The organism is Gilliamella sp. wkB7 (assembly GCF_001693435.1).
Taxonomy (GTDB): Bacteria; Pseudomonadota; Gammaproteobacteria; order Enterobacterales; family Orbaceae; genus Gilliamella; species Gilliamella apicola_N.
Window position 1 is genome coordinate 2,078,603 of the sequence record NZ_CM004509.1, and the last position, 25,921, is coordinate 2,104,523.

Consider the following 25,921-nt stretch of genomic DNA (forward strand, 5'->3'; position numbering starts at 1 on the left):
TAGATTGTTTTTGGATCTCCATACGCTTGTAGAAATCCGCTGATAGTCAGCGGATTTTATTCTTTATTACATTTGAATTTTATTGCATATGAATATAGTCATTCATGTATTTTAAAATAAATGCCATTGAAACCGCACCAGGATCCATATGTCCAATAGTCCGATCACCTAAATTTTTGGCACGCCCAAATACTGCAACCATTTGTTTGGTTTTTTCTGCACCTTCCATCGCTGATTTAGCAATTATTGGCAATGCTTCATTGAGTGGAAGCGTGGTTAATTCATTGGCTGATTTTGTCCCGGCAGCTAATGCATCGACCATCGTTTTATCGCCGGGCTCTGCATTACCGCGTTGATATACCCCTTGCCAACCGTCATTAAGAAATTTTGCGAAGACTTCAGAATTCAATTCCATTGTGCCAGCAATACTTTTTCCGCCAGTTCTAAATAATGTTCCAAATATAGCGCCAGAAGCACCACCCATACTGGTCATTAATTTTGTGCCAATCTTAATAAAAAAATCACCTATATCAGTCGGTTGAAATTTTTCATCTTGTAGCAACTCAATAATAGATGAAAATCCTCGTTTCATCCCAATTCCATGATCACCATCACCAACAATCTGATCTAACGCTGTTAATTCGGGTTCGCTTTCGACCATTTTTTGAGCGGTAAATAACATCATTTTACGTACTTGTAATAAATTCATTTTATTTTCTCCATCCAAGCGTTTGACAAGGTAGATCATAAAGATGTTGCAATTCATCATCTAATTTCATTAGTGTGATTGAAAAACCTGACATTTCAAGTGATGTACAAAAATGTCCGACAGCAATATCGTGACTGACAATACCTCGATTATTAAGTTCAATGCCGACTTTGCGTGTTATCACTAGTAGTTCTGTATTACTAAGAGCGCCTAAATTGTTGATCAGTACGCACACATGGTCACCTGTTTGGAAAGGTAAATCATCACATAGGCGATCTATCATCTCTTTGACAACTTCATCACTCGATGTCATTGCTTGTCGACGTAATCCAGCCTCACCATGAATGCCTATCCCAATTTCGATCTCATTTTCCTCCAATTCAAAATTAAAATTATTTGACTGAGGTAAGGCACATCCATCAAGCGCGACACCTATAGTGCGAACGTTAGCGTTAGCTTTTGCAACAACTTGATAAAGATTTTCAAGATTGTATTTTTCAAATTGAGAAGCTGCACCTGCAATTTTATATAAAAACATAATACCGGCTACACCACGGCGGTCGGACAGTTTGGATAAAGGGGCTGAAGCAATATCATCGGTTGCTCGAATAGTTTTAGTGACGATGTTTTCTTCCGCTAATATTTCGGCTGAAATATCAAAATTCATTCCATCACCTGAATAGTTACCATATAAAAAAAGCACACCATTACCCTTTTCAGTCGCTTTGGTAAGTTCAATTATTTGGTCTGGTGATGGTGAAGTGAAAACTTCTCCTAACGCACAACCATCAATGCCTCCTTCACCGATAAAACCAGCAAAAGTTGGTTCATGACCACTACCACCACCCGAAATAACTACGACTTGATCGTTTGATATATGGTTACCATAAACAGCACAATAATCAGGAATAGCTGTTAATTTACCATTATAGGCATATACCAATCCTTGCATGACTTCTTGTCTTACGTTATTTGGATCGTTAAGTAATTTTTTGGGTTTACGCATTGATTTTTCCTCTTTATTAATCATATTTAACGACATTTATTGTAGGTAAAACTAAAAAGCCAAACGAATACATTTAATGACAAATAATATCCCTTTGATTGCTCATCATAGGGAGCAATCGCTTTCAACCACTCATTTAGCAAAATATAAATTAGCTTGTAAAAAAGTTTCAGGTTATGGGTATGTTTCAGTAAAAATCATATTATGAATTCAATAAGATAAAGGCTATTAAAACCCTTTAGTTTGTATTAGAAAAATTTTTGTTAAAAGATTCTGATAATGACAAAAATAATCCTTTGATCACTCATTATAGGGAGCAATCGCTTTCAACCACTTGTTTAGCAAATATAATATTAGCTTGTAAAAAAGTTTCAGGTTATGGGTATGTTTCAGTAAAAATCATATTATGAATTCAATAAGGTAAAGGCTATTAAACCCCTTTAGTTTGTATTAGAAAAATTTTTGTTAAGAGATTCTGATATAAATTGCTAACTTACATAATAAGGTTATAATCGACTTTAACGCATGATGATTTAATGAATAAATAGAGTAGAGAGTATGAAAAAACTTGGAGCGATCTTTACTGCATGCATTTTAATAAACATGCCAATTAATCAAGTGTTATCTGCACCTAAAACGGATAAAATTTCAATTCAATCATCTGATGAAGCCTCGCCACAATTTCAGTTACCAGAGCAAAGTCGATTTCTTTCTGTCGATTTTAAGAAAACCGAATCGTTTACTTCTAATCATATCCAAAATTTCACTGATAATTATGTCGCACTTTATAGTAATGACTTGAATGGCGCACGAATTTTAATTATTAATGAAGTTGTTGCCAATGAACAAGAGGCCATGCAAATATTTCTTGGGCAAGCTAAAACACGAGGTAATCAAAAACCAGAAATCAAGCTTTATAACAATGTGAAATATATTGATGGTATTGATTCAAAATTAAACAGGCGTTATATCCTGATTCAACAATTTGATAAGGCTAACAGTTTAGTAACAATAAAATCATTAGTTTATCTATTAAATGCTAAAAATAGTGATTTTTGTAAAATTGTAAATCTTATTGAACCACAGCAACTGGTTGGTGAATTAATAAATTTTGCTAAATAATAATTAATGTTGGCATTAGTATTTTGACGAGAATTAACCACAATAATGGTTAATGTTCTTATGTTTATGAATGATGTAGTTTTTCATAAAAATCATTGATAACTTTAAAATACCTTTGGTGAGTTATAACAAATACCAAAAATAGTACAAAAATTATTAGAGTTAAAAATTTATTTATGATTTTTGCTTATTTAAATAATAACCATTTATGGAGATTGGTTAATATATTGCGCTTGTATTTGTGCGCTGTTAGTATGCTGGCATAATTTGATAGATGAATGGTACTTATGCAAAACACATTTTCAGATTCTTATTTTCAACGTTTTAGCGGAATTGCACGGTTATATGGTGAGTCTGCATTAACTTCTTTTTCTCAGGCACATGTTTGTGTAATTGGTATTGGCGGAGTAGGTTCTTGGGTTGCTGAATCACTCGCGCGTAGTGGTATAGGGCAAATTACCTTAATTGATATGGATGATGTATGTGTAACCAATACTAATCGTCAGATTCATGCCTTAAAATCTAATATTGGTAAACCTAAAACATCCGTCATGGCTGAACGAATTTTGCAAATTAATCCTGAATGTATTGTCAATGAAATCGATGATTTTATTAATATTGATAATGTTAGCCAATATTTGGGAACTAAACAAAATCCTCGTTATAATTATATTGTCGATGCGATTGATAGTGTTCGTGATAAAGCGGCTGTTCTTGCTTATTGTAAGCGTCAAAAATTAAAAATTATTACAATAGGGGGAGCAGGTGGTCAAAAAGATCCTACGCAAATAAAAATTGCGGACTTAGCAAAAACCATTCAAGATCCTTTAGCTGCTAAATTACGCGAAAAGTTAAAAAATGATTATAAGCTAAATAAAGACAGTAAAGGTAAATATTCAATTCCGTGTGTATTTTCTACTGAACAACTGACTTATCCAACCCAAAATGGTCAGATTTGTTTTGCTAAAAATCAAGCAGACAGTAATAAAAAAATGGACTGTGAATCGGGATTTGGAGCGATAACAACAGTAACCGCAACGTTTGGTTTTGTTGCTGTTAGTTATGTATTGAACAAATTGTGTAACGGATGATTATCTCACTTTAAATTAAAAAAAATTTTATCTTTCTAAAATAAATACCTCCAAAAGACAATTAAGATTTTACTAAAGTAATTGTCTTTTGAGTTCCTATTGCAAATATTCTTCTTAATTTACATTCTAAAATGCCTAAATATATCTATTGATTAAAAAAAACAATCTTTTTTTGCTCATATATTATTGTATAAAGCGCAAATCTGATTTACGATAATGCCAATTTCGTTTTGTATTATGTCTAAGCACTAAAAAGTTTCAAGGAAGAGGCCAAACGATCCTAATTTATTTTTTATATTTCAAGGAGAAATCTATGGCAGTAACTAATATGAATGAGTTAAATGAGTTAATGGCTCGTGTGAAGAAAGCACAAGAAACTTATTCAAATTATACTCAAGAGCAAGTCGACAAAATCTTCGTAGCGGCAGCGACAGCCGCAGCCGCAGCTCGAATTCCTCTCGCACAACAAGCGGTTGCAGAGTCAGGAATGGGAATTGTTGAAGATAAAGTTATAAAAAATCTTTTTGCCGCAGAGTATATCTTAAATAAATATCGTCACGACAAAACTTGTGGCGTAGTGGCTGAAAATGAACCATATGGTACAATTACTTTAGCCGAACCTTTAGGGATCATTTGTGGCATCGTACCAACCACTAACCCAACCTCTACGGCGATTTTTAAATCGTTAATTAGTTTAAAAACTCGTAATGCAATTGTCTTTTCACCTCACCCAAGAGCTAAAAAATCCACTATTGAAGCCGCTAGAATTGTATTAAATGCTGCAATTAAAGCGGGTGCACCAAAAGATATTATTGGTTGGATTGATGAGCCATCTATCGAATTATCTAATGCATTAATGCATCATGATGATGTCGCAGCTATTTTAGCTACAGGTGGACCAGGTATGGTAAAAGCCGCATACAGTTCTGGTAAACCAGCACTAGGTGTTGGGGCAGGTAATACACCAGTAATTATTGATGAAACTGCTGATTTAAAACGCGCAGTTGCTTCAGTACTGATGTCTAAAACTTTTGATAACGGTATGATTTGTGCATCAGAACAAGCAATCGTTGTAGTTGATTCTGTTTATGATGAAGTTCGTAGTTTATTATCTGAATATGGTGCATATGTTTTAAACGCTAAAGAAACCAAAGCGGTACAAGGCATCATCTTAAACGATAAAGGTGCTTTAAATGCTAATATCGTTGGTCAACCAGCAGTTAAAATTGCAGAGTTAGCAGGATTTAAAGCACCAGCAGGTTCAAAAGTACTTGTTGGTGAAGTAACTAAAGTTGATTTATCTGAACCATTTGCTCATGAAAAACTTTCTCCTACTTTAGCAATGTTTAGAGCAAAAGATTTTGCTGAAGCGGTTGAAAAAGCTGAAAAATTAGTAGAAATGGGTGGTATGGGTCATACCTCTGTACTTTATACAGATCAAGATAGCAACCGTGATCGTATTGATTATTTCGGTAGTAAAATGAAAACTTGCCGTATTTTAATCAATCAACCTGCAGCCCATGGTGGTATTGGTGATTTGTATAACTTCGATTTAGCGCCATCTTTAACATTAGGTTGTGGTTCTTGGGGTGGAAACTCGGTATCTGAAAATGTTGGACCGAAACACTTACTAAACAAAAAAACCATCGCTAAGAGAGCAGAAAACATGTTATGGCACAAATTACCAAGTTCTATCTATTTTAAACGAGGCTCACTTCCAGTTGCTTTAAATGAAGTTGTTGAACAAGGCGCAAAACGAGTCTTTTTAGTAACTGATAAATTTTTATTTAACAATGGTTACTCAAAACAAATTACTGACCAATTAGAATCACAAGGCGTTATCTGCGAAACATTTTATGATGTTGAAGCCGATCCAACTTTAAGTGTGGTTCGAAAAGGTACTGAATCAATGACATCATTCCAACCTGATACTGTTATTGCTTTAGGTGGTGGTTCTCCAATGGATGCGGCTAAAATCATGTGGGTTCTTTATGAACACCCTGAAACAAAATTCGATGAGCTAGCATTGCGCTTTATGGATATCCGTAAACGTACCTGTCATTTCCCTAATATGGGTAAAAAGGCGAAACTAATTTGCGTTACAACCACTTCTGGTACAGGTTCTGAAGTGACACCATTTGCTGTGGTTACTGATGATGCAACTGGTCAAAAATATCCTTTAGCTGATTATGCAATTACGCCAAACATGGCCATTGTTGATGCTAACTTAGTAATGAATATGCCAAAATCACTTTGTGCAGCCGGTGGTTATGATGCGGTAACTCATGCTTTAGAAGCTTATGTTTCAATTATGGCAACTGAGTTTTCTGATGGACAAGCATTACAAGCGTTGAGCATGCTTAAAGCTTATTTACCTACAAGCTATAAAGAAGGCGCTAAAAACCCACAAGCACGCGAAAAAGTGCATAGTGCTGCAACATTAGCAGGTGTCGCTTTTGCTCAAGCATTTTTAGGTGTTTGTCACTCAATGGCGCATAAAATTGGTGCTGCATTCCATATTCCTCATGGGGTGGCAAATGCAATGCTAATTAGTAATGTAGTGCGTTTTAATGCAACCAATAAACCGACTAAACAAGGTACCTTTAGCCAATATGGTTATCCTCAAGCTGTTAGCCGTTATGCAGAGATAGCCGATCATTTAGGTTTAACTGCTGCAGCTGACAAAGATGAGAAGAAAGTTGAGAAATTAATTGGTTGGTTAGATCAATTAAGAAAAGATCTTGATATTCCATTCTCAATTAAAGAGTTTGGTGTGGATGAAAAAGCTTTCTTGGCTCAAGTGGACCAACTTGCTGTTGATGCATTTGATGACCAATGTACTGGTGCTAACCCACGTTATCCGCTCATTGCTGAATTAAAACAAATCCTACTTGATACATACTATGGTCGTGCATATCAAGATAAAGGGGATATTAGCGAAGATGTTGCTGTACATACAGCAGCCAAAGGCGTAGCAGCTACTAAGAAAAAAGCGCCAAAAAAGAAATAATTTAATACATTATTTTTGATTCAAAAAAAGCCTGAAATAGCCTATATTTCAGGCTTTTTTGTGTTTTTTGACTTTTTTTTAAGCAAACAAAATAAAATTTGTTTTTTTTGCTTGCAAGGTTAAATGTTCTAGTACATAATGCGCAGCACTTAGGCCGGCTTAGCTCAGTAGGTAGAGCAACTGACTTGTAATCAGTAGGTCGCCAGTTCGATTCCGGCAGCCGGCACCATTTTCCTAAGTAGACAAATTAATAAAGATTCGGGGTGGGGTTCCCGAGCGGCCAAAGGGAGCAGACTGTAAATCTGCCGTGTCACACTTCGAAGGTTCGAATCCTTCCCCCACCACCATTAATCTAATATTAGCAATAGCTAATCGAAGCATTTAGGTAGCCGAGTTTGAACATGCGGGCATCGTATAATGGCTATTACCTCAGCCTTCCAAGCTGATGATGCGGGTTCGATTCCCGCTGCCCGCTCCAATTGCTGATATAGCTCAGTTGGTAGAGCGCACCCTTGGTAAGGGTGAGGTCGGCAGTTCAAATCTGCCTATCAGCACCATTCTTGTTATTCTCCTAAACTTCTAAAAATATCGAATTTGCCTGCTTTAAAGCTTGTCACTATACGGCTTTATCTGTTATTATTCAGAGCTAATTTTAAGTTAGTATTATGTTGATAATTAAATATGATACTTGGTTAATGTGGTGAATAACCACCGATTTGTATTACATTTGAGGGACAATCGATGTCTAAAGAAAAATTTGAACGTACAAAACCCCACGTTAACGTTGGTACAATCGGCCACGTTGACCATGGTAAAACAACTTTAACTGCAGCTATTACTTCTGTACTTTCTAAAAAATACGGCGGTCAAGCTCGTGCATTCGATCAAATTGATAACGCACCAGAAGAAAAAGCTCGTGGTATCACCATCAACACTTCACACGTTGAATACGATACACCAACTCGTCACTACGCGCACGTAGACTGCCCGGGCCATGCTGACTATGTTAAAAACATGATCACTGGTGCGGCACAAATGGACGGTGCTATCTTAGTAGTAGCAGCAACAGATGGTCCTATGCCACAAACTCGTGAGCACATCCTTTTAGGTCGTCAAGTAGGTGTTCCTTACATCATCGTATTCTTAAACAAATGCGATATGGTTGATGATGAAGAATTATTAGAATTAGTTGAAATGGAAGTACGTGAACTTCTATCTCAATACGATTTCCCAGGTGATGACACACCAGTAATTCGTGGTTCAGCGCTTAAAGCGTTAGAAGGCGATGCAGAATGGGAAGAAAAAATTGTTGAATTAGCAGAAGCATTAGACAGCTATATTCCAGAACCAGAGCGTGACATTGATAAACCATTCTTATTACCAATCGAAGACGTATTCTCAATCTCAGGTCGTGGTACAGTAGTAACAGGACGTGTAGAGCGCGGTGTAATCAAAGTTGGTGAAGAAGTTGAAATCGTAGGTATCAAACCAACAGCGAAAACAACTTGTACTGGTGTAGAAATGTTCCGTAAATTACTAGACGAAGGCCGTGCAGGTGAAAACGTTGGTGTATTATTACGTGGTACAAAACGTGAAGAAATCGAACGTGGTCAAGTATTAGCAAAACCAGGTTCAATCACTCCACATACAGATTTTGAATCAGAAGTGTATATCCTAAGCAAAGATGAAGGTGGTCGTCATACTCCATTCTTCAAAGGTTACCGTCCACAGTTCTACTTCCGTACAACTGACGTAACAGGTACTATCGAATTACCAGAAGGCGTAGAGATGGTAATGCCAGGTGATAACATCAAAATGACTGTATCATTAATTCACCCAATCGCGATGGCAGATGGTTTACGTTTCGCTATCCGTGAAGGTGGTCGTACTGTTGGTGCTGGTGTTGTTGCTAAGGTTATTAAATAGTTAAATTATTAGCTACCATAGAAAGGGTATCATTTGATGCCCTTTCTTATCTGGTCTGTTTAGCAAAATGTTTTTAGGAAAAGAGCATTTTGGAAAATAGATAATATTATAAATAACATAATCGTAGGTTTTATATGCTAGTAAGTAACGAGAGTCAAGATACAAATACTATTCTAGACAAATTCAAATGGGGTTTAGTTTTAGTATTGATTGCGTTTATTGTTTGGGGCAACTTTTATTTTGCTGGACCTAATGATATATATCAACCTAATACGATCGTTCGGATAATTGCCGTTGTTGTGATTTCTGCATTAACTTTATTTATTGCATTCACAACTGTTAAAGGCAAATCCTTTATATTATTTTTAGAAGAATCAAGAAAAGAATTAAGAAAGGTTGTATGGCCATCTCGTAAAGAAACAGTACAGACAACCTTATTAGTTGCCGCCATCACAGTGGTTGTTGGTTTAGCGCTTTGGGGAATGGATTCTTTATTCCGTTCAGTAGTCTTTTATTTAACATCAATAGGACGTTAATATGAGTGAAACACAACAAAAACGATGGTATGTTATTCAAGCTTATTCTGGTTACGAAGCGCGTGTTGCACAATCATTACGTGAATATATCAAATTACATAATATGGAAGATTCATTCGGTGAAGTACTTGTACCGACTGAAGAAGTCGTTGAGATGAAAAGTGGTCAACGTCGTAAAAGTGAACGTAAATTCTTCCCGGGTTATGTTTTAGTAGAAATGATGATGAATGATGCAACTTGGCATTTGGTTAAAAGTGTACCAAGAACTATGGGTTTCATTGGTGGTACATCCGATAGACCAGCACCTATCAGTCAGCGCGAAGTTGATGCGATAATGAATCGTTTACAACAAGTGGGTGACAAACCTCGTCCTAAAACATTATTTGAACCAGGGGAACTTGTTCGTGTTAATGAAGGACCATTTGCTGACTTTAATGGTGTAGTTGAAGAAGTTGATTATGAAAAAAGCCGCTTAAAAGTATCGGTTTCAATTTTTGGTCGTTCAACACCTGTTGAACTTGATTTTAGCCAAGTAGAAAAAAGCTAAAATTTTTATCAGAGTTTATTTATTCTTTTACAAGTTAAAAAAAATCACAGAATTAATTCTGTGATTTTTTTATTTATCAACCGAGCAATAATATAAGCATCATATTTTATCGTATTGACGCTTATTATCTTATATTTCAAACTCTTCAAGCTGCTGCTGAACATCTAGCCATCTTAATTCAGTTTCTTCTAACTCGTTTTTCAATTGACTCTGTTTAAGGAGTAACTCAGTTAGTTCTGATTTCTTATCAGCCTCATATACAATTGGATCGGCCAATTGTTGTTCAAGTGTTTGCAGTTGATTCGTTAGTCGTGCAAGAATTTGCTCTTCTTTCTCAAGCTGTTTTTTCAATGGCTGCATTTGTGCACGTCGCTCTGCTTCTTTACGCTTTTGTTCTTTACGATCTAAAGCCGAAACATTTTGAATAACTTCTTTCTTGATAACCTCTTTTTCGATTTTGTCCTCTTGATCTATTGGTTGATTCTCTAATTTTTGTTCATTAGAAAGCCATTTTTGATAATCTTCAAGATCACCGTCAAAAGGTTCAACTTTATGATCATGCACTAAGTAGAATTCATCAGTTGTAGACCGTAATAAATGACGATCATGCGACACGACCACTAATGCTCCTTCAAATCCGATAAGTGCTTCGGTAAGTGCTTGGCGCATATCTAAATCTAAATGGTTAGTTGGTTCATCTAATAAAAGCAGATTAGGTTTTTGCCATACAATTAAGGCCAAAACAAGCCGAGCTTTTTCGCCACCTGAGAAAGTTTTTACTGGTTCTTTAACTTTATCGCCATGAAAATCAAAGCCACCTAAATAATTACGTAACAACTGTTCGGTATTTTTAGGATCAACAATCCGAGACAGATGCCACAGTGCTGATTCATCAGGGCGTAAATATTCTAATTGATGTTGAGCAAAGTAACCGAGTTGAACTCCTTGAGCAAGGTTTATATGCCCTTCTTTAGGTGCAAGCTCGCCAGCCAGTAATTTAATTAAAGTTGATTTCCCAGCACCATTACGACCTAATAGCCCTATGCGTGAACCAGGTACTAAGTTTAGTTTAATCTGTTCCAACACAATTTTTTCGTCATAACCAGCAACAACTTTTTCCATCATTAATAGTGGACTTGGTAAAAATTCCGGTTTTTTAAAGCTAAAATGGAAAGGATTATCAACATGAGCAGGAGCAATGAGTTCCATTCTTTCTAACATTTTAATACGGCTTTGAGCTTGTTTAGCTTTGGTTGCTTTAGCTCTAAACCTATCAATGTAACTTTGTAAATGTGCAACTTTAGCTTGTTGATTTTCATAAAGTGCTTGTTGTTGTGCGAGTTTAGCTGAGCGTTGGACCTCAAACGAAGAATAATTACCGGTATATTCAAATAAACTTTGCTGTTCAATATGTATAATTTTGTTGACCAACGGATCTAAAAAGTCACGGTCATGCGAAATTAAAATTAAGGTTCCTTGATAATTGCTTAACCACTTTTCAAGCCATATTACAGCATCTAAATCAAGATGGTTGGTAGGTTCATCGAGTAACAATAAATCAGAACGGCACATTAAGGCTTGTGCTAAGTTTAAGCGCATACGCCAACCACCAGAATAGGATTTTACTGGTAGTAATAATTGCTCATTAGAAAATCCCAAACCATGTAATAGTGTTGCAGCTCTTGGGCGAATTGTCCATGCATCAATATTGTCAAATTTTTCATGAACCAGCGCAATTTGATGACCATCATCTTGTTGATTGGCTAGGTCTAACTGTTTTTCTAATTGGCGATATTCCCGATCACCATCAATAACATATTCAATAGCGGGTATATCCAATGCAGGGGTTTCTTGATTTACCCAAGCCAGTTGCCATTGGCTAGGAAAAGTTAATGTACCTGCATCCGCTTCGATTTCACCTTTAATAAGTGAAAATAAAGTAGATTTTCCACTACCATTTTTTCCAACTAATCCGACCTTTTGTTTAGGGTTAATTGTGGCAGAAGCTTTATCTAAAAGTACATTAACACCGCGGCGAACTTGGATGGAATCAAATACTATCATGACTAAGTCACCTATGATTCAATATAAAATGTGTTATGCTAACAAAAAATGATGCTTATGCAAAATTATAATAGGAAATTTAATATGGTAATGAATTCTTATTGCCTGACCCGTAAAATTGCTCAACAGATTGTCGACAGAACCATGAAAATTATTGATTGTAATATCAATGTAATGAATGCTGACGGTTGTATTATTGGCAGTGGTGATTTAGAACGTATTGGGGAATTACATGAAGGCGCAATACTCGCAATATCGCAAAAAAGAGTTGTTTCAATAGACGGCACAATGGTTAAACGTTTGAAAGGCGTTAAACCTGGCATCAATTTACCATTAAAGCTTAATGATCGCATAGTTGGCGTTATTGGTTTAACAGGTGAGCCATCGGATATTAGACAATTTGGTGAATTGGTCTGTATGTCAGCAGAAATGATGATGGAACAAACACAATTATTACAGGAATTATCTTATGATAATCGTTTAAAAGAAGAATTAATTCTAACTCTAATTGAGAAAGAGGTTTTGCCTGAAAGTATGGTGCAATGGGTTAAGCGATTAGATATTAATTTACAGTTACCACGCGTAGTGTGCATGATTGAAATTGATAGTGGTCAATTGGGTATTGATACTGCAATGAGTGAATTACAACATCTACAAAATCAAGTACAGCATGTGAGCAAGCATAATTTAGTTGCGATTAAATCTATTACTGAATTAGTTATTTTAATTCCTGCCTTAAATCGTTATGGTCGATGGGATCTATCGGAACATAAAAAGAAATTAGAACAATTAGTCATCACCATAAAAGAATCTACTCACTTAGATATTCGAATTTCATTGGGTAACTATTTTGAACAGCACCCTTATCCATTAGTTAAATCTTATCAAACCGCTAAAACAACAATGTTAATTGGCAAACAAAGAATGCCGAACATACGTAATTATTATTATCAAGAACTGATTCTTCCTGTTTTATTACATGGCTTAAGTTATGATTGGCAAGCTGAAGAGTTATTATTACCTTTGAAAAAATTAAGGATGGGAGACAACAACGGAGTATTACAAAAAACATTGCAAACGTGGTTTAAAAATAATGTACAAAATGGTGATACGGCCAATGAGCTATTTATTCATCGAAATACTTTAGAATATCGATTAAATAAAATTGCTAAATTAACTAGTTTAAATCTAGCCAAATTCGATGATCGCCTATTATTGTATATTGGTTTACAACTCAATAGAAACGAATAAATTCTAAATACACTTCTTTATCATTTTATGATTAATGTATATTTAGAATTATCTTAAATAATACCTTAATATGTATTTTTTGGTTTTTTACGTTACTGGTGCGGGATTGAAAATAGCCAGTGGATTGTATAATTTCCAATGATCTGACCATGGTTGTTTTCGACCACTTGCTACATCCAAAATTAAATGGAAAAGTCGCCAACCTATATCCTCAATGGTTGCCTTACCTAAAGCAATATCGCCTGCGCTAATATCAATGAGATCGAACCATTGTTCTGCTACAATATTACGGCTAGACATTTTTATCACAGGTACCATTGCTAATCCATACGGGGTTCCACGGCCAGTGGTGAATACTTGTAATGTAATACCTGATGCTACCTGTTGTGCACCACACACAAAATCACTAGCAGGCGTTGCAGCAAAGATTAATCCTTTTTTGGTTGGTCTTTGACCGGGAGATAATACTTCAACAATTGGACTTGTTCCTGATTTTGCAATAGATCCCATTGCCTTTTCAACTATGTTATTTAAACCACCTTTCTTATTTCCTGGCGTAGTGTTGGCACTACGATCAACTTTTCCGGCAGCAAGATATTCATCGTACCATTGCATTTCTCGAATTAGTGCTTTACCAACTTCTTCATCGATAGCTCTTGGCGTAAGTAAATGAATTCCATCTCGGACTTCTGTTACTTCAGAAAACATAACTGTTGCACCACATCTCACTAATAAATCAGAAGCAAAGCCGACAGACGGATTTGACGTAACGCCTGAGAATGCATCACTACCACCACATTGCATTCCAACAATTAATTCTGATGCTGGCACCGTTTCTCGTTTACGTTGATTTAAACGTTGTAAATGCTTTTCAGCAACACGCAAAATATGATCAACCATTGCTTTAAAACCATGCTCATCTTGCAAAGTGACAAGGTCATCATTTTCTAGTTTAATCGGAATAGTATCATGTGTACCTTTAAGCAATCTTTCTGGCTGTAACTTTTCACATCCCAAACTAATAACCATAATTTCTCCGCCAAAATTAGGATTCTTAGCTAAATTATGAATAGAACGAATTGGCACAATAGCCGCCGGGGCATCAATGGCAACACCGCAACCATATAAATGGGTCAGTGGAACTACAGCATCTACATTGGGATATTTGGGTAACAAATCACGTTCAATGATTTTGGCTACATATTCAACAACTCCAGAAACACAATTAACACTCATGGTAATACCAAGTATATTACGAGTACCGACGGAACCATCTTTATTGCGATAACCTTCAAACGTATAACCTTCTAAAGGTGGTAATGGGGTCACTTTTTTAGTTGCTATTTCTAATTCATGTAATTCAGGAGCAGTGGGCATTTGTGTCACTGCTTCATTTATCCAGCAACCTTGTTTAATATCTGTTTTGGCATAACCAATGATTTCACCATAGCGTATTATGGTTTGACCTTGGTTTATATCATTTAATGCAACCTTATGACCTTGTGGTATATCTTCAATTAACTGTAATCCATTGTCAAAAATCGTCCCTTTAGGTAATCCATTGTTATTGACAACAATCGCAACATTATCAATTTCTTTAATTTTGATAAAGAGTGGTTTGTTAATTTGCTTCTCCATTACTTAACTCCCATTATGCTAATTAATTTTTTATCAATATTTATTAACAGCAACTTAAGTTTTATAACATATTTAATAATCTATTTGTTATATCTTAAATCCTTATAAAATAAATATCATTGTGCATATCCACAATTATTAGCATATAAATTGGCTAAATATCATAAGAATCACTATAAAAGTAGGTTTATATCACAAAATTATGCCGTTTTATCAAAATTTTGTGAAGAACGTAACATTGATTTGTGTATTTGCATATTAATAAATGTAATTTTCATTAATATTTTGTAATTTTGCCCAATGAAATTTCATGATGAACCCTCCATACTTATCTACCATTAGTGGATTACTTAGAAATGTAAAAAGTCTATTTATTTTCTACTTCAGCTAAATCTTTAATATTTAATTATTAACTGAGTGTTATCAGTTAGGAGCTAAACATGGAAATAAACAAAACCAAACAAAAAAGGACCAATGCCAGATGGATGACGGTCGTTTTTTTATTCATAGTCACAGCGATTAACTACGGAGATAGAGCAACATTAGGTATAGCTGGTAAAGCAATGTCGGGAGAATTGGGTTTTGATGCCGCTGCAATGGGATGGGTTATGTCATCCTTTGGTATTGCATACGTAATCGGGCAATTACCTGGAGGTTGGTTATTAGATAAATTTGGCTCAAAACGGGTTTATTTCTTTAGTATTTTATTTTGGTCAATTTTTACCTTGTTACAAGGTACTGTACATTTTTTTATAGGTGCTTGGGCACTAGTTATGCTTTTTACTTTCCGATTTTTAATGGGGCTTGCTGAAGCGCCATCATTCCCGGGCAATAGTCGTATTACTGCAGCTTGGTTTCCCGCGAAAGAAAGAGCAACAGCGGTTGCTATTTTTAACTCAGCCCAATATTTTGCAACGGTTATTTTTGCTCCAATTATGGGTTGGCTGACCCATGAATATGGTTGGCAATCAGTATTTTTCTTTATGGGTGGATTGGGTATTTTTGTCAGTGTTGTTACTTTATTTGTTATTCGTAACCCTAAAGATCATCCTTTAGCCAATCAAGCCGAAGTTGATTATATCGTTGAAGGTGGTGCTTTAGTGGATATGGATCAGAAAAAAGAAAATGGTAAGCAAGAAGGTCCAAAATTAAGTTATTTATGGCAATTATTGACGAATAGAATGTTGCTTGGTGTTTACTTAGGTCAATATTGTATTAACTGTTTAACATTTTTCTTTATCACTTGGTTCCCTATTTATTTGGCAACACAACGTGGAATGAATATTAAAGAAGTCGGATTTGCTGCTGCGGTGCCTGCTATTTGTGGTTTTATTGGTGGAATTAGTGGTGGTGTTATTTCTGATTTTATTATGCGCAAAACAAACTCTTTATCAAAAGCACGTAAAACGCCGATCATTTTAGGTATGTTATTTTCAATGACAATGATCATGTGTAATTACGTTGATTCAATTGGACTCGTTATTTTATTTATGTCAATGGCCTTTTTTGGCAAAGGTGTCGGTGCACTCGGTTGGGCTGTAATGGCTGATACTGCGCCAAAAGAAATGAGCGGTCTAGCGGGTGGGTTATTTAATATGTTTGGTAATGCATCAAGTATCATTTCTCCAATTATTATTGGTTATATTGTGGCATGGACAGGTCGCTTTGAATGGGCACTTGTTTTTGTAGCTGGTCACGCACTTGTTGCTGCTTTTAGTTATTTATTTCTTGTTGGTCCAATTAAACGAATGGAATTGAAAAAATAAGATTAAATATAACTAAATGAATTTATGAAATGGAGAATCGTAATATGAATACCCAATCCGTTCCTATTATAACCTCAATGCAAGTTATTCCTGTTGCCGGTTACGACAGTATGTTAATGAACATTGGTGGGGCACATGGTCCATACTTTACTCGCAATATTGTGATATTGACTGATAGTGCAGGACATGTTGGTGTTGGTGAAGCTCCAGGAGGTTCAACGATTGAAAATGCATTGAAAGATGCTTGTGCTCATGTTGAGGGTAGACCTATTTCGATTCTGAATCGTATTGTAAATGATATGCATCAAGGCTACTTAGATTCTGATTATGATACTTTTGGTAAAGGTGCATGGACATTTGAACTACGAGTTAATGCCGTTGCGGCCTTAGAGTCTGCACTATTGGATTTAATGGGGCAATTTTTAAATGTACCTGTGGCTGAATTACTCGGTGGTGGAAAACAGAGAGATGAAGTAACTGTTTTGGGCTATTTATTTTATATTGGCGATGATAAGAAAACTAATCTGTCTTATGACCAGCCCATCAAAACAGGCCATGAATGGTACAACGTTCGTCGTCGTCAAGCGATGACAGTACAATCGGTATTAGAATTAGCCGAAGTTGCAAAAGATCGTTATGGTTTTAAAGATTTCAAAATGAAAGGTGGTGTATTAGCGGGTGAAACAGAAATTGAAACTGTTATTGAACTAAAAAAACATTTTCCAGATGCACGAATCACCATAGATCCTAATGGCGGTTGGTTATTGGAAGACGCAATACAATTATGTAAAGGACTCAACCATATATTGACTTATGCTGAAGATCCTTGTGGTGCTGAAAATGGTTATTCAGGACGAGAAGTAATGGCAGAGTTTCGTCGTGCAACAGGTCTATCAACAGCAACGAATATGGTTGCAACAAACTGGCGAGAAATGTGTCACTCAATTATGTTACAAGCCGTTGATATACCCTTAGCTGATCCGCACTTTTGGACTTTAACAGGTGCAAGTCGTGTTGCTCAACTATGCCATGAATGGGGCTTAACTTGGGGGTGTCATTCCAATAATCATTTTGATATCTCTTTAGCGATGTTTAGTCATGTAGGTGCATCAGCCCCCGGTAATCCAACTGCACTTGATACCCATTGGATATGGCAAGAAGGTCAGTCACGATTGACTAAAAACCCATTACAAATCACTAATGGCAAAATTAAATTGCATGATAAACCTGGACTAGGCATTGAATTAGATATGCAACAAATCATGAAAGCCCACGAATTACATAAAAAATTAGCGAATGGTGCACGTAATGATGCTATTGCTATGCAGTATTTAATTCCTGGATGGCAGTTTGATCGCAAACGACCTTGTATGGTTCGTTAACGCAGAATTAGAGAAATAAAAATTTAAGAGGTTAATTTTATGAGTTTATCAACACCAATTATAACGGAAATGCATGTTTATCCTGTTGCTGGATATGACAGTATGTTACTTAATTTAAGTGGAGCTCATGCGCCGTATTTTACTCGAAATATCGTTATCCTAAAAGATAACTCTGGTAACATCGGTGTCGGCGAAGTTCCATGTGTAGGAACAGTTACTAAAACATTAGAAGATGCTAAATCATTAGTCGTTGGTCAATCTATTGGGCACTATAAAAATATTATGAATCGTGTGCGCTTTCAATTTGCTGATCGTGATGTTGGTGGGCGAGGCAATCAGACATTTGATCAGCGTTCAACAATTCATGTTGTTACTGCCATTGAAGCAGCAATGTTAGATTTATTAGGTAAACATTTAGGTGTCACGGTTGCATCATTACTGGGTGATGGGCAACAACGTGATGAAGTCGAAATGTTGGGATACTTATTTTATATAGGCGATCGTAAGAAGACGGATTTACCTTATCAAAGTCAAGATGATGAAAAATGTGATTGGTATCACCTACGACATGAAGAAGCATTAACGCCTGAAAAAATTGCGCAGTTAGCTCAAGCAACCTATGAAAAATATGGTTTTCGTGATTTCAAATTGAAAGGTGGCGTTTTATCTGCAGAAGATGAAGCAGAAGCCGTAATTGCAATAAAAAAGAGATTCCCAGAAGCTCGAGTAACACTCGATCCTAATGGTGGATGGCGATTAGATGAAGCAATTCGTATTGGTAAGTATTTAAAAGATACGTTGGCTTATGCAGAAGATCCTTGTGGTGCTGAACAAGGTTATTCAGGGCGAGAAGTCATGGCTGAATTTCGTCGTGCCACTGGTTTACCGACAGCGACTAATATGATTGCAACCGATTGGCGTCAAATGGGACACACATTATCATTACAATCCGTTGATATTCCATTAGCAGATCCTCACTTTTGGACTATGAATGGTTCTGTACGTGTTGCACAAATGTGTCATGAATTTGGTTTAACGTGGGGGTCACACTCTAATAATCATTTTGATATCTCGTTGGCGATGTTCACACACGTTGGCGCAGCTGCACCCGGTAATCCAACAGCACTTGATACCCATTGGATTTGGCAAGAAGGTAACCAACGTTTGACTAAAGAACCATTACAAATCACTAACGGTAAAATTAAAGTTCCAGAAAAACCTGGTTTAGGAATTGAAATTGATATGGATCAGGTGATGAAAGCTCATGAGCTATTTAAAACGATGGGTCTTGGCAACCGTAATGATGCAATGGCTATGCAATATTTAATTTCAGGCTGGCAGTTTGATAATAAAAAACCATGTTTGGTTAGATAATCAAACTATTATTATCAAAAATAACGCGATAATCAAAAAGGTAAATTATGAAAAAAATAACCTGCCACAATCAATTTAAACAAGATATGTTAGAACGTAAAAAACTTATTGGTTGTTGGGCTGCTTTAGGAAATCCAATTTCAACTGAAATACTTGGTTTAGCTGGTTTTGATTGGCTGTTACTCGATGGTGAACATGCCATTAATGATGTTATGACATTTGTGCCACAATTAATGGCATTAAAAGATAGTATTAGTGCACCGGTCGTTCGTCCAGCTTCGAATGATCAAGTATTAATTAAACGATTACTTGATATCGGATTTTATAACTTTTTAATTCCTTATATAGAAACGGTAGAACAAGCTAAACAAGCTGTATCTTATACTCGTTATCCACCGGAAGGTCTAAGAGGCGTTTCAGTCGCTCACCGTAGTAATGCTTTTGGAACAATTCCAGATTATTTCACCAAAATTAATCAAAATATTTGTGTAATGGTACAAATTGAGACTCAACAGGCAGTTGATAACGTTGAAGCAATCACTGCAGTTGAGGGTGTTGATGGTATTTTTGTTGGACCAAGTGATTTATCTGCTTCATTAGGACATTTTGGAAATCCTAAGCATCCTGACGTGCAAGCCGCAATAAAACATGTTTTTGAGGTAGCTAAAACACAAGGTAAAGCATGTGGCATTTTAGCACCGATTGAAGCTGATGCTCATCATTATATTGCAATGGGAGCAACATTCGTAGCGGTTGGCAGTGATCTTAGTTTGTTAAGAAACTCAACTCAAACATTAGCCGATAAGTTTTTAAAGTAACTAGTACTAGTTTAATTGTAAAAAAGGAGAGTAAAATGAAAATTGGTTTTATTGGTTTAGGTATTATGGGTAAACCGATGAGCAAAAACCTGTTAAAAGCGGGTTATTCATTAGTAGTTTGTGATAAAAATCAATCATCAGTTGATGAAGTTGTTGCTGCTGGAGCACAACGTGCTGTAAATGCAAAAGAAGTTGCTCAACTCTGTGACGTTATAATTACTATGTTACCTAATTCACCACATGTAAAAGAAGTTGTTTTAGGCGAAAATGGTATAATTGATGGTGCTAAACTGGGCACTACTATCATAGATATGAGTTCAATTGCACCTTTAGCTAGTCGTGAAATTCATGATGAAGTTGTTAAAAAAGGTTTGGCAATGTTAGATGCGCCAGTTAGTGGTGGAGAACCAAAAGCAATTGATGGCACATTATCTGTTATGGTGGGGGGAGATAAAACTATTTTTGATAAACATTATGACATAATGAAAGCTATGGCAGGTTCAGTTGTTTACACAGGTGAAATTGGTGCTGGAAATGTTACTAAATTAGCAAATCAAGTAATTGTTGCTTTGAATATTGCAGCTATGTCTGAGGCATTAGTATTAGCAACTAAAGCTGGTGTAAATCCTGAATTAGTTTATCAAGCCATTCGTGGAGGATTAGCTGGAAGTACGGTATTAGATGCTAAAGCGCCAATGGTTTTAAATCGTAACTTTAAACCTGGTTTTAGAATTGATTTACATATTAAAGATTTACAAAATGCTTTAGATACTTCTCACGGTGTTGGTACGTCATTACCATTAACTGCAGCTGTAATGGAAATGATGCAAGCCCTTAAAACTGATGGTATGGGAGAATGCGATCATAGTGCGTTAGCACGTTACTATGAGAGTTTAGCAAAAATAGAAATTAAATAATAAGGTTAAAATTGAGTATGGAGACATACTCAATAACTTTGACTAATTCCATAAGGATAGATATGAAAATTGTCATCGCTCCTGATTCTTTTAAAGAAAGCCTAAGTGCTATTGAAGTTGCTAATATAATTAAAAAAGGATTTTTAAACGTTTACCCACAGGCTGAATATTTTTTAATACCAGTTGCTGATGGAGGTGAGGGGACTGTTGATGCAATGGTTGATGCATTAAATGGTAATAAAATCACAGTATCTATTACTGATCCATTAGGCGAAAAAGGTTTTGCTTTTTATGGTATTTCAGGAGATGGACAAACAGCTGTGATAGAAATGGCTTCAGCAAGTGGCCTTGAGCGTGTACCTGTGAGTAAACGAGATGCTAAAATTACTACCTCATATGGTACTGGAGAATTAATCAAAGATGCTCTTGATAAAGGTTGTAAAAAATTTATCATTGGTATAGGTGGTAGTGCAACAAATGACGGCGGTGCCGGAATGTTGCAAGCATTAGGTGTTAAACTTTTAGATAAATATGGTAACCAAATCGGTTATGGCGGTATTTCATTAAGTGAACTAGATAAAATTGACATTAGTGAAATTGATCGACGAATTAAAGATTGTGATTTTGAAGTCGCTTGTGATGTTACTAATCCTTTAACGGGTGAAAATGGTGCTTCATTCATATTTGGACCACAAAAAGGAGCGTCACTCGCCGATGTTTATTTGCTTGATAAAAATCTTAAACATTTTGCCCAAATAATAAAAAATAGTTTTAATATTGATATTGAATCTACTCCAGGAACAGGTGCTGCTGGGGGAATGGGAGCCGCTTTATTAGCGTTTATGAATGCTAAATTAAGGCCTGGAATTGAAATTATTACTGAAACTTTAAATTTAGATACACTTATTTCAAATGCCGATTTAGTTATTACGGGTGAAGGACGATTAGATTATCAAAGTATCAATGGTAAGGTCCCTGTAGGTGTTGCCCGTATTGCTCAAAAATATCAAAAACCAGTTATAGCAATTGTTGGGAGTTTAGGTGATAAAGCAGAAACTATTTATCCTTATGGGATTAATGCGATGTTTAGCATTTTAAGTAAAGTTGCTACCTTATCCGAGGTTCTAGAGCCTACGGCAGCAAGAGCGAATCTTTTTCAGACATCAATGAATATCGCCTTAACGCTTAAATTAGGAAATACCCTTAAATAGTTTATTATACCCTTTATCTCATTATGATAAAGGGCATCATAATAGAATTATCGTTTAAGCACTGATAATGCTCGGCGAATAAATAACACACAAATAGTCACGAAAACCAAAAGTCCTAGATATTGAGGTAATACCCCTAAATCAGTTGGTATGGCAAGTGGAGCATCACTACCACCACTAGCAATGCTAATTACAATTACAACAGCTAAAATTACCCCGACTAAGCTCTCACCAACAATCAGACCTGAAGCAATTAATGCAGCTTTTCGATCGACTTTTTTATACTCTTCTTCTGGATTCAATTTAAGCGTTCTTGCTTTTGCATAAGCATTACGTTTTATAATCCATGATAATACTGTTCCCACGAAGATAGGCATAGTAATGCTTGGCGGTAGATAAATACCTAAACCAACTGCAAGAGCAGGCAATCGAAATTTAGAGTTATTAGCAGCTAAAACTAAGTCAATAATAATAATAACAGCACCAACTGCTAATCCTATTAAGATCATGGTCCAATCAAGATTATGTGAAAAAATACCTTTAGCAATGGTTGTCATAAGAGTTGCTTGTGGCGCTGCTAATACTTGGGATTGATCCATATCTGGACGAGGAACCGCACCAGTGAAGCCATAAGCGTTGTATAAAATTTCTAAGATAGGGGCAATAACAATAGCGCCAACAATACAACCGATTAATAATGCGACTTGCTGTTTCCATGGTGTGGCTTGGACTAAATAACCCGTTTTTAGATCTTGCAGGTTATCATTAGAAATACATGCCACGGCTAAAACAGCACTGGTGGTAAATAGTGCGAGGGCTGTTGCAAAATTAGTACCTTCTATAGAGTCCAACATGCCATTGATTTCGCCTAAACCAAGTAAGATAAGTGAAATAACAATAGCAGCCACAATCGCAATGCCTGAGATTGGACTCGCGGATGATCCAACTAATCCTGCCATATAACCACAAGCAGCAGCTACTAAAAAGCCCATAATAAATGCAAATAGAACTGCACATATGACTAATGACCATGCTACGCCTAATGATAATCCACTATCAGCAATAAACGCATAAAAGGTAATAAGTAGAATCATCAACATGCCTGCCATGATTAAGAATATCGTTTTAGGTGATAAATCTTGATCTATTGGGGCAATATCGCTCGCTGAAACATCAGAGCGCATGGTTTTGAATGAAATTTTTAATCCTTCGATTACTGGTTTGATTAAAGTAAGTAGTGTCCAAATAGCTGCGATAGCAATAGTACCAGCACCAATAAAGCGAATATCTTTAGCCCAAAATCCCATAGCAATTTGTGATAAAGGTTGACTTGAATCATAATCACTAATTAGACTTAAAATTGGAATGCCAAATAGCCAAGCAATAATTGTTCCAATTAAAACCGCTATACCTGACATAATACCTATCAAGTAACCAGCACTCAAAAGCGCTAAAGAAAAGCCCATCGGTAGTTGAAAAATGGATTTACCAGCAGTAAACCAATAAGCGGTGCTGTCTGACAAAATTCTAAAACCATTAGTAAATAAACTCACAATGGAGGCTACCACACCACCAAATAAAATATCTTTTAGTCCATCATTAGCGTCATTTCCTTCAGTCTTTGATCCAGCTTTTAATATTTCGGCAGCAGCAACACCTTCTGGATAGGGTAAATTACTTTTGACCACCATAACGTGACGCAACGGGATTGAAAATAGTACTCCTAGCATTCCACCTGCGGCACAAATTGCAAGTGTTAACCAAAATGGAAAACTTTGCCAATACCCAATCATTAATAAGCCAGGTAAAACAAATATAATTGAAGATAATGTACCCGCAGCGGAAGCTTGGGTTTGCACCATATTATTTTCTAAGATTGTTGATCCTGAAAACAGCCTCAATATTGCCATTGAAATTACTGCGGCAGGTATAGCCGATGAAAATGTTAATCCGACTTTTAAGCCAAGATAGACATTCGATGCAGTAAAAATGACAGTTATAAAAGCACCTAAAATAGTGCCTCTTAATGTAAGTTCTCGTAAATTATTCATATTATGTCATTAGGTTAATTTGATAAGAAGCTATTATATACTTAATTCGCTTTTATCGACTAGAAGTTCTATTAATAACAGAATATTTATACTTTTTATTATAATTTTCGATAAAATTTTTACTCGTTATATTAAAAATTTGTGTTAATTCGAGTGTAAAATAATAACCGTTTTTAACTTAAAAGCTTTACAATATGTGATCATTGTTAAAATCCTAGAGGTGTCGGTATCGTGAATGGACTAAAACGCCTACAAACTATTACTAAGCAACTTCGTGATCCTATTGATGGTTGTGAATGGGATAGAGTACAAACTTTCGCATCTTTAAAAAGTTATACTTTAGAAGAAACCTATGAAGTCTTAGATGCCATTGATCATCAAAATATGCAAGAATTAAAAAATGAATTGGGTGACTTATTATTTCAAATCATTTTTTATGCTGATTTAGCTAATGAGCAAGGGGAGTTCAATTTTGATGATATCTGTAATGCTGTTGCCGATAAGTTAGTCAGTCGTCATCCCCATATCTTTACCGATAAAATGAAAGAAAAACCTAATTGGGAACAATTAAAACAACAAGAACGTGATAAACGAGCACAATATTCAATATTAGATGATATACCCAATTCTATCCCAGCTTTAATGAAAGCCGAAAAAATTCAAAAACGTTGTGCATCAGTTGGATTTGATTGGAATGAATTACAACCTGTATTAGATAAAGTAAAAGAAGAAATTGGAGAAGTAGAACAAGAGCTCAATCAAACTGAACGCAATCAACAAAAAATTGAAGAGGAGCTTGGTGATCTGTTTTTTGCTACTGTTAATTTAGCCAGACATTTAAAGGTAAAGTCAGAACTCTGTTTACAACAAGCTAATAAAAAATTCGAACGGCGTTTTAAGCAGGTAGAATCAATACTCAAACAAAAAGATCGTGCTTTACCTAACGCAACACTTGAAGAAATGGAAGATGCATGGCAAAGTGTTAAGCAATTAGAACAAGATAATAAACGTTTAAAGTGAATCAAAATGATTAAACAAAAAAATGAATTGTATCAAGAAATCGAAGCATGGGCACAAAATGCTATTTTACACAGTCCAACTTGGAGTATTAACCAACTCGATTACTCCGAAAAAAGCATTACCGTTGTTGAGATGATCATTGGAGAAATGGCTGATAAAAGTTTTGGTCTGCCAGAAGAACAACTGAATATGATATCGCAAGAATATGGCTGTTATCTGTTATTAACTGCGCATAAATTATATGGTGGTCAGTTCTATTGGAATGATGAACTTCAACAACCTATGTTAATTTGCTGTGAACCTGATTCAACGATAGCATTATTAACGTGGAATAAAGTTAAAGGTCGTTTATTAGGAGATAAATCGGATCACATTGCTTATTTTCTAGATGAATTTGGAAAAGCTGTTTTCCAACCAGAAAAAGGTACCAATTTAGTTTATTTATAAATAACATTTGGATTAAATATTATTTAAAAAAGAAA

The 25,921-nt window shown here is 35.7% G+C and carries 21 protein-coding genes and 4 tRNA genes; 20 read left to right on the forward strand and 5 right to left on the reverse strand.

Annotated features, from left to right (window positions below):
* Positions 1-79 precede the first annotated feature (79 nt).
* Positions 80-709: a dihydroxyacetone kinase subunit DhaL gene (gene dhaL / locus A9G17_RS09195; protein WP_065738449.1), complete on the reverse strand. Its 630-nt coding sequence runs from the start codon at positions 707-709 to the stop codon at positions 80-82.
* A gap of 1 nt (position 710) precedes the next feature.
* A complete protein-coding gene (locus tag A9G17_RS09200) occupies positions 711-1,715 on the reverse strand; it encodes a dihydroxyacetone kinase subunit DhaK (RefSeq protein WP_065738450.1) in 1,005 nt (334 codons plus the stop codon).
* 76 nt (positions 1,716-1,791) lie between these two features.
* Here A9G17_RS09200 and A9G17_RS13250 point away from each other — a divergent pair, with 76 nt between their 5' ends.
* The 11 genes from A9G17_RS13250 to nusG all read left to right on the forward strand — a co-directional run bounded on the left by A9G17_RS13250 (position 1,792) and on the right by nusG (position 9,947).
* Positions 1,792-1,923, forward strand: coding sequence for a hypothetical protein (locus A9G17_RS13250; protein WP_256114196.1), 132 nt, complete (start codon positions 1,792-1,794; stop codon positions 1,921-1,923).
* A 350-nt stretch (positions 1,924-2,273) separates the two neighbouring features.
* Positions 2,274-2,837: a hypothetical protein gene (locus A9G17_RS09205; protein ID WP_065738451.1), complete on the forward strand. Its 564-nt coding sequence runs from the start codon at positions 2,274-2,276 to the stop codon at positions 2,835-2,837.
* A gap of 287 nt (positions 2,838-3,124) precedes the next feature.
* Positions 3,125-3,928: a tRNA cyclic N6-threonylcarbamoyladenosine(37) synthase TcdA gene (gene tcdA, locus A9G17_RS09210; protein ID WP_065738452.1), complete on the forward strand. Its 804-nt coding sequence runs from the start codon at positions 3,125-3,127 to the stop codon at positions 3,926-3,928.
* Between the two features lie 313 nt (positions 3,929-4,241).
* Complete coding sequence (gene adhE / locus A9G17_RS09215) at positions 4,242-6,938, forward strand: bifunctional acetaldehyde-CoA/alcohol dehydrogenase (RefSeq protein WP_065738453.1); 2,697 nt, start codon at positions 4,242-4,244, stop codon at positions 6,936-6,938.
* 153 nt (positions 6,939-7,091) lie between these two features.
* Positions 7,092-7,167: transfer RNA gene (locus A9G17_RS09220), tRNA-Thr, on the forward strand.
* A 33-nt stretch (positions 7,168-7,200) separates the two neighbouring features.
* Positions 7,201-7,285: transfer RNA gene (locus A9G17_RS09225), tRNA-Tyr, on the forward strand.
* A 56-nt stretch (positions 7,286-7,341) separates the two neighbouring features.
* Positions 7,342-7,416 (forward strand) — tRNA-Gly (locus A9G17_RS09230).
* Positions 7,417-7,419: 3 nt separating this feature from the next.
* Positions 7,420-7,495: transfer RNA gene (locus A9G17_RS09235), tRNA-Thr, on the forward strand.
* A gap of 184 nt (positions 7,496-7,679) precedes the next feature.
* Positions 7,680-8,864, forward strand: coding sequence for an elongation factor Tu (gene tuf, locus A9G17_RS09240; RefSeq protein ID WP_065737967.1), 1,185 nt, complete (start codon positions 7,680-7,682; stop codon positions 8,862-8,864).
* A gap of 134 nt (positions 8,865-8,998) precedes the next feature.
* Positions 8,999-9,400: a preprotein translocase subunit SecE gene (secE, locus tag A9G17_RS09245; protein ID WP_065738454.1), complete on the forward strand. Its 402-nt coding sequence runs from the start codon at positions 8,999-9,001 to the stop codon at positions 9,398-9,400.
* 1 nt (position 9,401) lies between these two features.
* Positions 9,402-9,947: a transcription termination/antitermination protein NusG gene (gene nusG, locus A9G17_RS09250; RefSeq protein WP_065602493.1), complete on the forward strand. Its 546-nt coding sequence runs from the start codon at positions 9,402-9,404 to the stop codon at positions 9,945-9,947.
* A gap of 129 nt (positions 9,948-10,076) precedes the next feature.
* Here nusG and A9G17_RS09255 read toward each other — a convergent pair whose 3' ends face one another.
* Entirely contained in the window at positions 10,077-12,011 is a 1,935-nt protein-coding gene (locus A9G17_RS09255; protein ID WP_065738455.1) for an ABC transporter ATP-binding protein, read from the reverse strand.
* A 90-nt stretch (positions 12,012-12,101) separates the two neighbouring features.
* On the opposite strand from A9G17_RS09255, the gene A9G17_RS09260 reads away from it, so the two are divergent.
* Positions 12,102-13,262, forward strand: coding sequence for a sugar diacid recognition domain-containing protein (locus tag A9G17_RS09260; RefSeq protein ID WP_065739134.1), 1,161 nt, complete (start codon positions 12,102-12,104; stop codon positions 13,260-13,262).
* Positions 13,263-13,349: 87 nt separating this feature from the next.
* Here A9G17_RS09260 and garD read toward each other — a convergent pair whose 3' ends face one another.
* Positions 13,350-14,888 (reverse strand): galactarate dehydratase, encoded by a 1,539-nt coding sequence (gene garD / locus A9G17_RS09265; RefSeq protein ID WP_065739135.1) that lies wholly within the window; start codon positions 14,886-14,888, stop codon positions 13,350-13,352.
* Positions 14,889-15,340: 452 nt separating this feature from the next.
* On the opposite strand from garD, the gene A9G17_RS09270 reads away from it, so the two are divergent.
* The 6 genes from A9G17_RS09270 to A9G17_RS09295 all read left to right on the forward strand — a co-directional run bounded on the left by A9G17_RS09270 (position 15,341) and on the right by A9G17_RS09295 (position 22,368).
* Positions 15,341-16,666: an MFS transporter gene (locus tag A9G17_RS09270; RefSeq protein WP_065738456.1), complete on the forward strand. Its 1,326-nt coding sequence runs from the start codon at positions 15,341-15,343 to the stop codon at positions 16,664-16,666.
* Positions 16,667-16,710: 44 nt separating this feature from the next.
* Complete coding sequence (locus A9G17_RS09275) at positions 16,711-18,048, forward strand: enolase C-terminal domain-like protein (RefSeq protein ID WP_065738457.1); 1,338 nt, start codon at positions 16,711-16,713, stop codon at positions 18,046-18,048.
* 39 nt (positions 18,049-18,087) lie between these two features.
* Positions 18,088-19,422: a glucarate dehydratase gene (gene gudD, locus A9G17_RS09280; RefSeq protein ID WP_065738458.1), complete on the forward strand. Its 1,335-nt coding sequence runs from the start codon at positions 18,088-18,090 to the stop codon at positions 19,420-19,422.
* A 47-nt stretch (positions 19,423-19,469) separates the two neighbouring features.
* The gene (garL, locus tag A9G17_RS09285; RefSeq protein WP_065738459.1) at positions 19,470-20,240 is read left to right on the forward strand and encodes a 2-dehydro-3-deoxyglucarate aldolase; all 771 of its coding nucleotides are present in this window, start codon (positions 19,470-19,472) and stop codon (positions 20,238-20,240) included.
* A gap of 35 nt (positions 20,241-20,275) precedes the next feature.
* Positions 20,276-21,157, forward strand: a complete 882-nt coding sequence (gene garR / locus A9G17_RS09290) for a 2-hydroxy-3-oxopropionate reductase (protein ID WP_065738460.1) — start codon at positions 20,276-20,278, stop codon at positions 21,155-21,157.
* A gap of 62 nt (positions 21,158-21,219) precedes the next feature.
* Positions 21,220-22,368 carry a glycerate kinase gene (locus A9G17_RS09295; RefSeq protein ID WP_065738461.1) on the forward strand — a complete coding sequence of 383 codons (1,149 nt, stop codon included), beginning with the start codon at positions 21,220-21,222 and terminating at the stop codon, positions 22,366-22,368.
* A gap of 47 nt (positions 22,369-22,415) precedes the next feature.
* Here the strand turns inward: A9G17_RS09295 and A9G17_RS09300 are convergent, their stop codons facing one another.
* Positions 22,416-24,419 carry an OPT family oligopeptide transporter gene (locus tag A9G17_RS09300; RefSeq protein WP_065738462.1) on the reverse strand — a complete coding sequence of 668 codons (2,004 nt, stop codon included), beginning with the start codon at positions 24,417-24,419 and terminating at the stop codon, positions 22,416-22,418.
* Between the two features lie 231 nt (positions 24,420-24,650).
* On the opposite strand from A9G17_RS09300, the gene mazG reads away from it, so the two are divergent.
* Both mazG and A9G17_RS09310 read left to right on the forward strand, forming a co-directional pair.
* Positions 24,651-25,439, forward strand: a complete 789-nt coding sequence (gene mazG / locus A9G17_RS09305; protein WP_065738463.1) for a nucleoside triphosphate pyrophosphohydrolase — start codon at positions 24,651-24,653, stop codon at positions 25,437-25,439.
* Positions 25,440-25,445: 6 nt separating this feature from the next.
* Positions 25,446-25,886, forward strand: coding sequence for a hypothetical protein (locus A9G17_RS09310; RefSeq protein ID WP_065738464.1), 441 nt, complete (start codon positions 25,446-25,448; stop codon positions 25,884-25,886).
* The last annotated feature ends 35 nt before the right edge of the window (positions 25,887-25,921 follow it).

Excerpts from the sequence above, each read along its gene's own strand:
- dhaL (WP_065738449.1), bottom strand. The coding sequence starts at position 709 with ATGAATTTATTACAAGTACGTAAAATGATGTTATTTACCGCTCAAAAA.
- A9G17_RS09200 (WP_065738450.1), bottom strand. The coding sequence starts at position 1,715 with ATGCGTAAACCCAAAAAATTACTTAACGATCCAAATAACGTAAGACAA.
- A9G17_RS13250 (WP_256114196.1), top strand. The coding sequence starts at position 1,792 with ATGACAAATAATATCCCTTTGATTGCTCATCATAGGGAGCAATCGCTT.
- A9G17_RS09205 (WP_065738451.1), top strand. The coding sequence starts at position 2,274 with ATGAAAAAACTTGGAGCGATCTTTACTGCATGCATTTTAATAAACATG.
- tcdA (WP_065738452.1), top strand. The coding sequence starts at position 3,125 with ATGCAAAACACATTTTCAGATTCTTATTTTCAACGTTTTAGCGGAATT.
- adhE (WP_065738453.1), top strand. The coding sequence starts at position 4,242 with ATGGCAGTAACTAATATGAATGAGTTAAATGAGTTAATGGCTCGTGTG.
- tuf (WP_065737967.1), top strand. The coding sequence starts at position 7,680 with ATGTCTAAAGAAAAATTTGAACGTACAAAACCCCACGTTAACGTTGGT.
- secE (WP_065738454.1), top strand. The coding sequence starts at position 8,999 with ATGCTAGTAAGTAACGAGAGTCAAGATACAAATACTATTCTAGACAAA.
- nusG (WP_065602493.1), top strand. The coding sequence starts at position 9,402 with ATGAGTGAAACACAACAAAAACGATGGTATGTTATTCAAGCTTATTCT.
- A9G17_RS09255 (WP_065738455.1), bottom strand. The coding sequence starts at position 12,011 with ATGATAGTATTTGATTCCATCCAAGTTCGCCGCGGTGTTAATGTACTT.
- A9G17_RS09260 (WP_065739134.1), top strand. The coding sequence starts at position 12,102 with ATGAATTCTTATTGCCTGACCCGTAAAATTGCTCAACAGATTGTCGAC.
- A9G17_RS09270 (WP_065738456.1), top strand. The coding sequence starts at position 15,341 with ATGGAAATAAACAAAACCAAACAAAAAAGGACCAATGCCAGATGGATG.
- A9G17_RS09275 (WP_065738457.1), top strand. The coding sequence starts at position 16,711 with ATGAATACCCAATCCGTTCCTATTATAACCTCAATGCAAGTTATTCCT.
- gudD (WP_065738458.1), top strand. The coding sequence starts at position 18,088 with ATGAGTTTATCAACACCAATTATAACGGAAATGCATGTTTATCCTGTT.
- garL (WP_065738459.1), top strand. The coding sequence starts at position 19,470 with ATGAAAAAAATAACCTGCCACAATCAATTTAAACAAGATATGTTAGAA.
- garR (WP_065738460.1), top strand. The coding sequence starts at position 20,276 with ATGAAAATTGGTTTTATTGGTTTAGGTATTATGGGTAAACCGATGAGC.
- A9G17_RS09295 (WP_065738461.1), top strand. The coding sequence starts at position 21,220 with ATGAAAATTGTCATCGCTCCTGATTCTTTTAAAGAAAGCCTAAGTGCT.
- A9G17_RS09300 (WP_065738462.1), bottom strand. The coding sequence starts at position 24,419 with ATGAATAATTTACGAGAACTTACATTAAGAGGCACTATTTTAGGTGCT.
- A9G17_RS09310 (WP_065738464.1), top strand. The coding sequence starts at position 25,446 with ATGATTAAACAAAAAAATGAATTGTATCAAGAAATCGAAGCATGGGCA.